Source organism: Bifidobacterium sp. ESL0825, assembly GCF_052606465.1.
Map to the genome: position 1 here is coordinate 1,785,342 of NZ_CP199589.1, position 12,380 is coordinate 1,797,721.

The 12,380-nt window shown below is 63.2% G+C and carries 9 protein-coding genes; 7 read left to right on the forward strand and 2 right to left on the reverse strand.

The features are described from left to right. The first annotated feature begins 192 nt into the window (after positions 1-192). The 3 genes from ACUIAG_RS07530 to ACUIAG_RS07540 all read left to right on the forward strand — a co-directional run bounded on the left by ACUIAG_RS07530 (position 193) and on the right by ACUIAG_RS07540 (position 2,227). Positions 193-426 (forward strand): DUF2188 domain-containing protein, encoded by a 234-nt coding sequence (locus tag ACUIAG_RS07530; RefSeq protein WP_144085876.1) that lies wholly within the window; start codon positions 193-195, stop codon positions 424-426. A 204-nt stretch (positions 427-630) separates the two neighbouring features. Then, a complete protein-coding gene (locus ACUIAG_RS07535) occupies positions 631-1,440 on the forward strand; it encodes a hypothetical protein (RefSeq protein ID WP_445339539.1) in 810 nt (269 codons plus the stop codon). 31 nt (positions 1,441-1,471) lie between these two features. After that, entirely contained in the window at positions 1,472-2,227 is a 756-nt protein-coding gene (locus ACUIAG_RS07540; protein WP_024627569.1) for an alpha/beta hydrolase, read from the forward strand. A gap of 6 nt (positions 2,228-2,233) precedes the next feature. On the opposite strand, the gene ACUIAG_RS07545 is transcribed toward ACUIAG_RS07540, so the two are convergent. Further along, complete coding sequence (locus ACUIAG_RS07545; protein WP_445339540.1) at positions 2,234-4,453, reverse strand: cation:proton antiporter domain-containing protein; 2,220 nt, start codon at positions 4,451-4,453, stop codon at positions 2,234-2,236. Positions 4,454-4,973: 520 nt separating this feature from the next. Here ACUIAG_RS07545 and ACUIAG_RS07550 point away from each other — a divergent pair. Together ACUIAG_RS07550 and ACUIAG_RS07555 are read left to right on the forward strand one after the other, a co-directional pair. Further along, the gene (locus tag ACUIAG_RS07550; RefSeq protein ID WP_445339541.1) at positions 4,974-7,760 is read left to right on the forward strand and encodes a cation-translocating P-type ATPase; all 2,787 of its coding nucleotides are present in this window, start codon (positions 4,974-4,976) and stop codon (positions 7,758-7,760) included. A 59-nt stretch (positions 7,761-7,819) separates the two neighbouring features. Beyond that, on the forward strand, positions 7,820-8,248 hold the full coding sequence (locus tag ACUIAG_RS07555) for a nucleoside deaminase (protein WP_445340390.1): 429 nt from the start codon (positions 7,820-7,822) through the stop codon (positions 8,246-8,248). 9 nt (positions 8,249-8,257) lie between these two features. On the opposite strand, the gene ACUIAG_RS07560 is transcribed toward ACUIAG_RS07555, so the two are convergent. Continuing rightward, entirely contained in the window at positions 8,258-9,085 is an 828-nt protein-coding gene (locus tag ACUIAG_RS07560; RefSeq protein WP_313837521.1) for a sulfite exporter TauE/SafE family protein, read from the reverse strand. A 222-nt stretch (positions 9,086-9,307) separates the two neighbouring features. On the opposite strand from ACUIAG_RS07560, the gene ACUIAG_RS07565 reads away from it, so the two are divergent. Together ACUIAG_RS07565 and ACUIAG_RS07570 are read left to right on the forward strand one after the other, a co-directional pair. Next, positions 9,308-10,282: a ketopantoate reductase family protein gene (locus ACUIAG_RS07565; protein ID WP_313842275.1), complete on the forward strand. Its 975-nt coding sequence runs from the start codon at positions 9,308-9,310 to the stop codon at positions 10,280-10,282. 60 nt (positions 10,283-10,342) lie between these two features. Then, positions 10,343-12,253 carry a glycoside hydrolase family 13 protein gene (locus ACUIAG_RS07570; protein ID WP_445339542.1) on the forward strand — a complete coding sequence of 637 codons (1,911 nt, stop codon included), beginning with the start codon at positions 10,343-10,345 and terminating at the stop codon, positions 12,251-12,253. Positions 12,254-12,380: the final 127 nt, after the last annotated feature.

Consider the following 12,380-nt stretch of genomic DNA (forward strand, 5'->3'; position numbering starts at 1 on the left):
CTCCTAAAGCTGTTTTATTACAAATGCCATTTTCAGACTCTTTATAGGTCGTAAAGCTAGTAAAAAAGTATTCCTTTCGCAAAATAAGTATCTGACAATATTCCTGAAAATTCTGGTGTGTCGAAGCACGGTGCCTCAGGCCGGGCAGTGGAAGATGAGGGGGTACAGGGAAGTATGGAAAGGACGGCCATCATGGCTGATTATCACGTGCAATACGACGAGGATCGCGATCTCTGGACAGTCAAGCGGGCCGGGGCCTCACGAGTCTCCCGCACCTTCGCCACCAAGGCAGAGGCCACCAAGCAGGCCAAGGTCTTTGCAGACCGGTCCGGCGGCGGCGAGGTCAACATCCATAACAAGGGCGGCAACAAAATCCGCGACAAGCGCACCATAGGCAAGAAGGATCCCCGAGACATCAAGGGGTGAACGCTAACTGAGCTCTGGGACCTTTCGCCGTCACCGGGCCTGTGCATGTGCCGAACATCGCGGCGATAAGCACCTATGCCTATAGAACTATGCCCATCTATCAGCCCAGCAGGATGTTGGGATGGTGAAGCATTGGTCGCCCTCGCTGGTTTGCTTGTGTCCGCCCCCATAGACTGAAACCAACCGTGAAAGGTGGCGAGGTCGATGGCCGATGGATTCAACCAGCTGGATCAGCGGCTGGCGGACAGCGGGTATGACGAGGGTCTGCCAGCCTCCTATCCTCCTCGCCCGGATATTGATGAGCGTCCTATTCAGATAGCCCATGCCAACATCTGGAGTCGGTTTGCGGCAGTTACGGGGCTGGTCTCGGCTCTGGCGGGCGCAGCCTTGCTGGCCCATGCCATAGCCCCCTCCAGGCTGGGGGTCATAGGCCAGGTGGGCATCTCGGCTTGGGTGGGCGTCTCTGTGGCCTTTGCCCTGTTGACCATCATCCTGGTCGTCATAGCCCGTCATTCCGGACCAGTCCCGAACCGGCCATCGGTAGGCTCGGCGGGCATTATCCTTCTGGTCTGCGGAATGCTCTTGACCGTGGCAGGCCTGCTCATCGCCAACTCTTTTCCCAAGGGCATCATCAAGGCTCCTGCGCGTGACGAAGCGCCCATCAGTTCGGCTCAGGCTATGACCGGCGGTATCGACAAGGCTGTCGGTCAGTGCGCTTCGGGTTGGCATGACATCGGCCTAGACGGGTATGTGGGCATCTCCCAGGCCCGGTATTGCACGGATACGACCATGGCCTACGTGGTCTTCGACAACGATTCTGCGGCATCTCTGGCCAAGGGCCCCATCCGCGCCCGCGTGCCTGATCTGCTCTCCCGCTACGGAGGTGGGCTGCAGCCCCAGGATCTATGGATGCTGACCGGCAAGCGTTGGATGGTGGTGGGCAGCAAGACCCAGGTGACCGGACTGCAGGGCCAGTGGGGTGGCCAGGCCGAGCCGCTCATGAGCCAGCAGTGAATGACCGGGCCAGTCGACTATCGTGGCAGATATGGATCAAGCACAAAAGGATGACGGCGGATTGGTGGGTCGGCCCTCCACGGTGGTGCCCGGACGTTTTGGGCAGGAGCTCAAGGTCGAGCAGGTCCGTTGGTCCCGCAAGCAGGGCACGGGCAACCCCTCGCGGCCTATTTTTGTACTCATGCACGGCTGGGGCTCCAACGAGGAGGACATGGCTGACCTGATGCGCTACGTGGCCCCCTACAACGACTACGCATCCCTTCGGGCGCCCATGGTGGTGCCAGGCAGCGAGCGCGGCATGTTCGGCCCGGGCTACACCTGGTTTCACGATATGCGCCCCGAGCAGGAGGACCTGGATCGGGATGGCTATGCAGCCGCTCGGGCTGTGGACGCCTGGGTTTCAGCCAACATCCCGGAGGACCGACCGGTGGTGGCCATGGGCTTCTCCCAGGGAGCCATGCTGGCTGTTCATCTGCTTCGGGTCAACCCCGAGCGCTACCGGGCATCCATATGCCTGTCCGGGTTCCTGGCCCCGGGTCTGGTGCCTGGCACCGCTCCCGCGGATGAGCGCCTGGCTGGCTTGAACAAGCCGGTCTTTCTGGGTTTCGGTTCGGATGACACCACGGTGCCCAAGTACGAATTCCGGGCCTTGGCCGCCTGGCTGGACGAGCACGTCTGGCTGCACACCACCGAGTACGACCACTTGGATCATGCCGTCGACATGCGCGAAATGAACGACCTTCGCCAGTGGCTGGGCGAGATTGACGTGACCTCGGGCCTCATGTAGATCGGCTCACAGGGCCGAGTCGGCGTCTACCTGCATGACGTAGACGTTGCGGCGCATCTTCCTGGCTGTCGTACGCGAGATCTCCCCGGATTCGACCATGTCTTGGATCTGACCCAGCTCGATGGCATACCCTTCGCGCTTGGCTTCCTCCACCTGGTCTCTGACGGCAGGCATGCCCGCGTACTCGGTCTTCCCCTCCGCCGAGGATTCGATCATCTGGTGGTTGATGATGGTGTTGAGCAGGTCCTCGGTCTTGAAGCGTCCCTTGCCCAGTTCGGAGTAGAGCTTTTCAATCAGGAAGTGGTTCATCTCCGCCTGCAGGTGGCGTCCGGCCACGAAGACACGGTCCTTGTCGATCGGCTGGGTCATGTGCTTCAGGCGGTGGAACTGGCTGTGCAGCAGGCCCCTGAGTCGTCTGCGAGCCGTGTAGGCCCTCCAGCGGAGCTCCCCGCCCCTGTCCAGGTGGAAGAGGGACCCGGATATGGTGGACAGGATTCTGCGGGCGGCCTGTTCCTGGCTGCGCAGATTCAGCAGTTCCTCCTGGTCGTCTCCGCGGTCGCTGCGCCGGTCGATCAGCTGGGCGTCGGCATCCCTGTCTGCTACGGTCTCGGCCTCGGTGCTGGGTTCGGCCTCGGTCGCAGGCTGTGCTGATGCAGGTGCCTGCTCAATACTTGCGTTCTCGTTCTTGATCCGCTCCTCCAGCTGGTCCTGGGCCTCCTCGATCCGGCTCAGCCGTTCCTCCATGTAGTCCTGCTCCCACTCCATGGTCTGCACCTGCAGGTCCTGGAAGTCCTTGGGGGAGTACTGGCCGATCCGCGACTTGAGCTTGGCGATGCGGTGGTTGTACTGCTTGATCACCTGCTGGATGGCCAGCCGGTTCTCGTCAGTGATCCTGCTGGAGAGCTCCCGGACCGTGCCCCTGAGCACCTTGATGGATTTTTCGACCTGCTGGGCCGGCACCTCGCTGCTCTGTGAGGGGGCCAGCAGCGGCAGGGCGAAGTTGGCCAGCACCAGGGTGACGATGATGACCCCGGCGGCCACGAAGATCAGCTCGCTGCGCATGGGGAAGACGGACCCGTCGTCGGTCATATAGGGGATGGTCAGGGCCAAGGAGAGGGTGATGGTCCCCTTGGGGCCGCCGAAGGTCATGACGGCCGCCGACCTCAGGAGCTTGGATGTGATCCTTCGTCTGCTGCCGGTTTCATGGTCCTTGGTGAAGATCAGGACGCTGGCCGTCCAGAGGAAGCGCAGCACGATCACGGTCAGGCAGACCAGGGTGATGGTGGCCACCAGCATCCAGTTGCTGACCCGCCGGTCTCGCCAGCTGGTGCCCATGGCCGCCGGCAGCAGCATGCCCAGAAGGACGAAGACCGCGCCGTTGAGACTGAAGGAGAGCACCTTCCAGACGCTGGATGAGACGATGTTGGCCTTGGATGTGTTGGGGCCTACTCCGGTGTGGTCGAAGCGAACCAGCAGTCCGGTGGAGACCACGGCCAGGACCCCGGACACATGCAGGATGTTCTGCCCGACCATGTAGATCAGGAAAGGCAGGAAGAGCTCCAGCAGGATCCTGGTGGTGGTGGTTTCCCAGCCCAGGCGACGGGCTGACTCAAAGAGCCAATTGACCACAAATCCCATGATCAGGCCGAAGCCGATGCCGCCCACGAACTCGAGGAGGAACTCGCCCAGGGCCCGGGGCAGGGAGAAGGAGCCGGTCACGGTAGCCAGGATGGCGAACTGGAAGCCGATGACGCCGGTGGCGTCGTTGAAGAGCGATTCGCCGGCAAGAATGGAATGTTCGTCCGGTGTGAGGTCGGCGCTCTCGCCCAGGGAGGAGACGGCCACGGCATCGGTGGGCCCCAGGGCGGCGCCCAGGGCCATGGCTGCAGCCAGGGGGAACATGGGCCAGGCAGCATGCAGGATGACGCCCACCATGATCATGGTCAGGGCAGCCAGGCCAATGGCCAGGGAAAGGGATGACCGCAAGCCCTTGAGCAGCTCCACCTTGTTGATGGTGTGGGCCTCGTAGTAGAGCAGGGGCGCGATGAAGAGGACCATGAACAGCTCAGGATCCAGCCGCATCCGCGGGAAAATGGGCAGCAGGGCCATGACTGCGCCCAGGGCGATCTGGACCAGAGGGGTGGAGATCCGGGGAATGAATCTGGAAATGAAGGAAGAGACGAGGACGGCAGCAAGTATGCACAGAATGAGGATGAATGTTTCCACGGGCTTCCTTTCCGCCACGCAATCCCGGGCGGGCTGCCGCAGGCCCGACTAGCAGGGTTCGTTCGACCAATGAAGGAATCTTCGAGTGCAGGGTCGCATGAGGATCGACGTCGCATAGTCCAGTATACGGAATGGCGATATCCAGGAACAGTATTGATGGACAATGTGCGCTAAGTTGACACCTTCAGTCAAAACGGTGGACAGACTGCGCTCGCGATAGGCGAACATTTGTGAAAATCCGGCCCGGGGACCCCCGCAAGCGCATGAAAGGCCGGCTCAATCGGTATACTCGTGAAGACCGGGAAGGCTCCGAACCTCCCAGCGGGCATTGCTTGCGGCGGCTGACCATGGAGCCCCATCTCTTGACCCCGGGGACTTGCATGAACGCTATTGTTTCCCCGATGCTTTTGGACATCCCCCGGTCCAAAAGGAAGATTGCAAGAACGACTGCAGAGGGTCGCATGCGGGGACAAATGACCGATCCGGTTTGGAAAGGCCAGGTTGACCGATGACATCATCCATGACATCTACAAACATTACGAATCAGAACGCAGCGGCAGCAGGGGCTGACATGCGTTTCGACGACACCGACTGGCACAGCCTGGAGACCTCGGCTGTGCTGGAGACCCTGCACACCGGGGACCAAGGTTTGGATACGCAGGAGAGCGCACGCCGACTGGAGCTCTTCGGGCCCAACAGCCTGGCTGAGGCCCAGGCCAAACCTCGCTGGAAGCTCTTCCTGGAGCAGTTCGCCGGCCCCCTGATCGCCGTTCTGATGGTCTGCGGCATCATCACCATTTTTCTGCAGCACTATGTGGACGCTGCGGCCATCTTCCTGGTTCTTTTTCTCAATGCCATCATCGGCTATGTGCAGGAGTCCAAGGCTGACAAGGCCGTGGAGGCCCTGACCACCCTGTCCACCCCCACCACACGGGTGGTGCGCCAGGGCCGGATGGAGCAGATTGACGCCGACCAGCTGGTCCCGGGCGATCTGGTCCTCCTGGAGAGCGGCGACCGCATCCCCGCCGACCTGAGGCTGGTCGAGGCCCTTCACCTGCGCATCGACGAGGCCATGCTGACGGGCGAAAGCGAGGACGCCAAGAAGAATACAGACCCCGTGGACCGCGATGCAGCACTGGGCGACAGGCACTGCATGGCCTTCTCGGGCACCATGGTCACCAGCGGCCGTGGACGCGGGCTGGTGGTGGCCACCGGCTCCGACACCGAGCTGGGCGAGATCAACGATCTGGTCCATGTGGCCAAGGGCCGCACACCTTTGCAGCGGATCATCCATCGCACTGAGTTGGGCATCGCCGTCGCCGTCATCCTGGTGGCCATCTTCGTCTTCATCGGCGGAGCCATCCTCAATGGCGATGCCACGGGGGCCTTCCTGTCAGCAGTTTCGCTGGTGGTGGCCTCCATGCCCGAGGCCCTGCCCATCGTGCTGACCGTGGCCATGGCCTTGGGCGTTTCGAGGATGGCTGAATACCATGCCATCGTCCGTTCGCTGCCAGCGGTGGAGACTCTGGGCTCCATCACCGTCATCGGCTCGGACAAGACCGGCACGCTGACCCAGAACCGCATGACCGTGGAACAGTTCACCCTGGGCGGCGGCCAGCCGGTCCCCGTAGAGGGCCTGGACCTGGGCGCAGCGGCTGTATCCGACGACGACCGTATGAGCGGCCTGGCCGCCCTAGCTCGGGCCGGGGCTCTGACCAATGAGGCCCACCGGCAGCCGAATGAACAGGGCGAGATCGAATACAGCGGCGACGCGGTCGACATGGCCATGGCCCGCCTGGCCGACCAGACCGGGGCTGTGACTGCTGAAGACCTGGACGCTCCTATCGTCATGGAGACCCCCTACGAGCCAGAGCTGCTCCATTCCATGACCATCCGCCGCAGTCCGGACGGCACCCTGACCCAATACGTCAAGGGCGCCCCGGACGCCGTCATGGCCATGAGCCGAACCATGCTGGATCCGGATGGCCAGGTCGTTCCCCTGGACACCCAGGCCGTCCACAAGTCCTACGAAGCCATGGGCTCCCAGGGGCTGCGCGTCATAGGCGTGGCCAGCAGGGTCCTCTCCTCTGACCAGGACCCCGCCTCCCGTCGTCGACCTGACGACCTGACCTTCCTGGGGCTTGAGGGCATGCTCGACCCGCCTCGACCCGGCGTGCGCGAGGCCATCGCCGAATGCGCAGGGGCCGGCATCCGCGTGGTCATGATCACCGGCGACCACCCGGTGACCGCGGCCGCCATAGGCCGCCGCCTGGGTCTGGAGCACACCGACCAGGCGCTGACCGGCAGCGAAATGCTGGAGATGAGTGACGAGGTCCTCCGGGCCCGTCTGCGTGAGACCTCCATCGCCGCCCGCGTCTCCCCCCAGGACAAGCTGCGCATTGTGGAGGCCCTGCAGGACGAGGGCCACGTGGTGGCTGTGACCGGCGACGGCGTCAATGACGCCCCGGCACTGAAGGCAGCTTCAGTGGGTATCGCGATGGGCCGTTCCGGCACTGACGTGGCCCGGGAGGCCAGCGATGTGGTCCTGACCGACGACAACTTCGTCACCATCACCCAGGCCGTGCGCCAGGGGAGGGTCATCTTCAAGGCCATCCGCGGGTCCGCCTACTTCCTTCTGTCCACGGCTGCAGCCGCCATGATCGCCGTCGGGGTCAATGTGATCTCCGAGGAGCCCCTGCTCTTCCTGCCCCTGCAGATGCTCTGGATCAACTTCGTGACCAACGGTGTCCAGGATATTGCCCTGGGATTCGAACCAGGCAACGGGGATGAACTGGAGTCGCCCCCACGTTCGTCTGGAGAGGGCCTGCTCTCGCGGGTGCTCTGGGCGCGACTGGCCGTCTGCGGGCTCTGGATGGCCACCTGCATCCTGGTCCTCTTCCGCCTCAACATCAACGCGGGAATGGATCTGGCCCACGCCCGTACCATCGCCCTGACCCTGCTGGTCCTCTTCAACTTCTTCGTCGCCATGTCGGCCAGGTCCGAGAACAGGTTGATCTTCCAACTCAATCCCTTGGACAACACCTTCCTTCTGGTGGCCTCGTTCGTGGCCCTGGGCATCCATGCGGGAGCCATGTATCTGGCTCCGGTTGCAGGCGTACTGGGCATGGCTCCACTGAGTGCAAGCCAGTGGCTCATCTGCCTGGTGATTGGGCTGACGGTCCTGATCTTCAGCGAGGGCGACAAGATGGTTCGTGCCTTCCTGGCAAAGCGTGGCATCGACACGTCCGGGCGGCCCAAGGGCCATCTGCACCATGTGCGCCGCCGCATCGCGGGCATGATCAACTGAACTGGCCTGTCGGGCTGGACTGTCAGACTGAGCCCGTGCAAGAACGGTGGAAGGCGCCCATGGAGGAGGCCCTGCGGCTGGCCGGGATAGCCGGAGACCAGGGGGACGTGCCCGTGGGCGCCTTGGTCTTGGATGCCTCGGGCCGGGTCATCGGTCGGGGCTTCAACCAGCGGCAGACCCTGGGCCGTCCCCTGGCTCATGCCGAGATGGAGGCCATCGGGAAATCCGACGCGGGCTGGGATCTGGCAGGGTGCACCATGGTCGTCACCCTGGAGCCCTGCCCCATGTGTGCCGGAGCCCTGATGGCCTGCCACTTCAGCAGGGTGGTCTTCGGCGCCTGGGACCCCAAGATGGGAGCCTGCGGGTCGGTCTGGGATCTGCCCCGTGACCCGCACACCGGGTCAAAGGTCGAGGTGCTGGGCGGCGTGTGTGAACAGCTATGCGCCGGGATCCTTGCCGACTTCTTCGCCCGGCACCGCCGGGACTGAGTCCTGTTTTCAGCGGTGGCTGTGATTGGCTCTGTACCGCTGGAAGGCCGGGGTGACCTGGAGGGCCGCCCAGATGCAGCGCAGGACGATCAGGCAGAGGTAGGCGGCGAACAGATTGGCGCCCACTCGCGCGCTGACTCCTGAGGCTGCCCAGGTGCCCACCGGTGTGGTCAGAGCAGCCACGATGCCCAGAAGCAGCCCCTGACCGGCGTGGACTAGGTGGTGCCGAAGGTTGGTGAATGTCCCTGACAGTGAACTGGGCAGGATGGCCAGCAGGGAGGTCCCCCTGGCGATCAGGTCGCTGGCGCCCAGCAGAGCCAGAGCAGGGACCGCTATGGCTCCGCCGCCAACGCCCAGCAACCCTGACAGGGTTCCGATCAGGATTCCGACCAGCAGAATGATCAAAGCCACCGCCGGGCTCAGCTGGATGCTGCTATCTCTGGAGGGCGTGGACAGCAGCTGCTGGGCAATGACTGCCATCAGGAAGCCCACATAGAGCCACCTGAGTATCACCTCTGGAAGCCGGTCCAGCAGCCAGGTGCCGATCTGCGCCCCAATGACCGTGCCCACGGCCAGCAGCAGGGCTGCCAGCCAGTCCACATGCCCGCCCAGGGCGTAGGAGGCCACACCGGCCAGCGACATGGGGATCATTGATGCCAGCGAGGTAGCCGAGGCCTGCCGTTGCTGCAGTCCGGTCCATACCAGGGCAGGCACGATGATCGATCCGCCGCCGATGCCGAACATCCCCGACAGGAATCCGCTGATCACGCCCACCAGGACAAGGATGGCCAGGGTCCGCCGGTCCATCCTTCCGGCTCCTCTCTGCTCTTTCTGCATGGGTTCCAGCCTAGGTCGACGTTTTCATCGGGATGGCGGGATGTCCGCGTATGCGGCCAGGTCCTCCAAGGTGCGGGAATCCTGGCATGTCCCAGCTCTTATGTCCACCATGCGACCGTTGCCTTGGTTCCCTTCTGCCGTCTCGGCATACTGCTTGGTATCCCCCGGGCCGGTCCCCGGAGGTGCGTTGTCTAATCAAGAAAATGAAGAGGGTGTGTTTCGATGCGATATACGGTCATCGGTGCCGGAGCCATGGGCTATCGTCTGGGTGTGCTGCTGCAGGAGCAGGCCGGCCTGCAGGTGGATTTCGTGGATACCTGGATGCCCAATATTGACAAGGTTCATGACCAGGGAGGCGTCTATGTCTCCCGCGATCACGAAAATCGTCATTTGGTGCCCGTCAACATTTACACCCCCGAGGACTACAAGGGCGACCCCGATGTCTGGATCGTCATGCTCAAGCAGATGCAGCTGGAGGCTGTCCTGGAGCGTTGCGCACCGCTCTTCCGCGACCATCAGGTGGTCTTCTCGGCCATGAACGGCTGGGGGCATTTCGACAAGCTGCTCAAGTACTTCCCAAAAGAGCGCATCTACGGCGGCACGGCCATGATCGGCACAGTCCTCAACGGGCCGGGCGACGTGGACTTCATCGGCAAATCCGGGGCCGGCTCCATGCATCTGTGCGCCATGACCGAGCAGACCAGCGACCTGGAGCGCGGAATGGCCGAGGACTTCAAGGCCGCCAACCTCAACCCCATCCTGACCGAGAACTTCGAGGGCACCTGCCTGGCCAAGATCATCTTCAACTCGGTGGTCAACACCATCTGCACCATGTACCAGATCACCATGGGCCAGTTCATCTCCTACCCGGGCGCCAAAGATATGTCCCGCCAGCTGATCGACGAGGCCTATGACGCCTGCGAGCGGGCCGGCAAGCAGCTGATCCAGACCCGGCAGGAGACCCTGGACGAGGTGGACTACGTCAGCCGCGTGGGCAATCCCCTCCACTACCCCTCCATGTATCAGGACATGTCCAAGGGCCGCCCGACCGAGGTGGATTACATCAACGGCTATCTGGCACGTCTGGGACGCGAGCATGACTACGTCTGCCGGACCCAGGAGTTCCTGACCCACGGCGTCCATCTGGCCGAGCTGGCCTTCCGCGTCCATCATGAGGAGCAGGCCAACCGGGGGTGAATGGGTGATTTATAGTGGGGGTGGCACAAGGACGTCCGAACCCGTCCGGCCAGGAGGATCATGACCCAGGAAGAACGCATGCAGCTGCCCGACCGGGTGCGGACCAACGGAGCCACCCCCAACCCCTGGTGGGCCAATGCGGTGGTCTACCAGATCTATCCACGGTCCTTCCAGGACACGAACGGCGACGGTTACGGCGACCTGCCGGGCATTACCCAGCGTCTGGACTACCTGGCCGATCTGGGCGTGGACGTGATTTGGCTGAGCCCTGTCTACCGATCTCCCCAGGATGACAACGGGTACGACATCTCCGACTATCAGGACATCGACCCCATCTTCGGCACCATGGACGATATGGACGAGCTTTTGGACCAGGCCCACCGTCGGGGCATCAAGGTGGTCATGGATCTGGTGGTCAACCACACCTCGGACGAGCACGCCTGGTTCCAGGCCTCCCGCAACAAGGATGACCCGCACGCCGACTGGTACTGGTGGCGTCCCGCCAAGGCCGGCCACGAACCCGGCACCCCGGGCGCAGAGCCCAACCAATGGGGGTCCTACTTTGGGGGCTCCGCCTGGCAGTACGATCCACAGCGAGGCGAATACTACCTGCACCTGTTCTCCAAGAAGCAGCCTGACCTCAACTGGGAGAACCCCCAGGTCCGGCAGGCCGTCTTCGACATGATGAATTGGTGGATGGACCGGGGCATCGACGGGTTCCGCATGGATGTGATCGTCATGATCTCCAAGACCGTCGACCCCGAGGGCCGTCTGCCCGGCGAGGACGGATCGGCCATCGCTGACGGTCCCGTGGGGCCTGAGGGGTACTCGTCCTCGGTGCCCTTCTGCGTGGACGGCCCCAGACTGGACGAATTCCTCCAAGAGATGCGCAGCCAGGTCTTCCAGGGTCGGCAGGGTTACCTGACCGTGGGGGAGGCTCCCAGTCTGGCGCCTGCCCGCAGCGGGCAGATCACCGATCCGGCCAACCACGAGCTGGACATGCTCTTCCTCTTCACCCAGACCGAGGTCGACACCGGGGACAGCAAGTGGGACATCCGCCCCTTCCGGGTCTCCCGGCTCAAGGCGGTCATGGACGAGCAGCAGCAGGCCGTGGCCAAGGCCGGATGGGCCAGCCTCTACTTCGACAACCACGACCAGCCCAGGATCGTCTCCCGTTGGGGCGACACCTCCAGCGAGGAGCTGCGCTCGCGTTCGGCCAAGGCCCTGGGGCTCCTCCTGCACATGCACCGGGGGACCCCCTACATCTATCAGGGCGAGGAGCTGGGCATGACCAACGCCGGCTTCACCAGCCTTGACCAGTACCAGGATCTGGAATCCATCAACCTCTACCATCAGCGGGTCGACCAGGCGCACGAGCAGGATCCGGAGTCCATGATGGCAGCCCTGGCCTATATGAGCCGCGACAATGCCCGCACCCCCATGCAGTGGGACTCCACCAAGTTCGCTGGCTTCACGGCTTCTTATGCTCCCAAGGAGCCCTGGCTGGCCGTCAATGCTAACCGGGACAAGATCAACGCCAAGACCGAGCTGCGTGACCCTGAATCGGTTCTGGCCTTCTACCGTGAGCTGATTCGTCTGCGTCACACCAATCCGGTCGTGGCGGCCGGCGACTTCACCCTTCTGGATCCGGATGCGAACCAGATCTATTCATTCACCCGTTGCCTGGACCAGGCGCCGGAACCCAAGTCGGGACCCGAGGCTGCCAGTGTTCTGGATGCCCTGCCCTGCCAGCGCCTGCTGGTTGTGGTCAATCTGAGCAGCCGCCCGGCCTCACTGCCTCCTGAAACCGCAGCGCTTCTGGGCTTGGACCAGACCGGATTCACCTCTATGGCTCTTGGGGCTGTGGACCCCGACCGGATCCTCATATCCACCTACCGGCCCGAGCAAACTGCCAGCTCACTGCTGACCGGTCGTCTCTCCCCATGGGAGGGTTTCGTCTACCGACTCTGAGGAAACCCCGTCGCCGGCACAACTTCCAGGCTAGAGTGGAAGTCAGCGATGCCCCGATGGACCTGTGGGACCGGATGGGTCCCCCGGGTCCAGGGGCGATGGGTCCGTGCCGTGGTCAATCCCGACG

Bases quoted from the DNA above. Each gene is read 5' to 3' on its own strand.
- ACUIAG_RS07565 (WP_313842275.1), top strand. From the start codon at position 9,308: ATGCGATATACGGTCATCGGTGCCGGAGCCATGGGCTATCGTCTGGGT.
- ACUIAG_RS07535 (WP_445339539.1), top strand. From the start codon at position 631: ATGGCCGATGGATTCAACCAGCTGGATCAGCGGCTGGCGGACAGCGGG.
- ACUIAG_RS07560 (WP_313837521.1), bottom strand. From the start codon at position 9,085: ATGCAGAAAGAGCAGAGAGGAGCCGGAAGGATGGACCGGCGGACCCTG.
- ACUIAG_RS07555 (WP_445340390.1), top strand. From the start codon at position 7,820: ATGGAGGAGGCCCTGCGGCTGGCCGGGATAGCCGGAGACCAGGGGGAC.
- ACUIAG_RS07570 (WP_445339542.1), top strand. From the start codon at position 10,343: ATGACCCAGGAAGAACGCATGCAGCTGCCCGACCGGGTGCGGACCAAC.
- ACUIAG_RS07540 (WP_024627569.1), top strand. From the start codon at position 1,472: ATGGATCAAGCACAAAAGGATGACGGCGGATTGGTGGGTCGGCCCTCC.
- ACUIAG_RS07550 (WP_445339541.1), top strand. From the start codon at position 4,974: ATGACATCTACAAACATTACGAATCAGAACGCAGCGGCAGCAGGGGCT.
- ACUIAG_RS07530 (WP_144085876.1), top strand. From the start codon at position 193: ATGGCTGATTATCACGTGCAATACGACGAGGATCGCGATCTCTGGACA.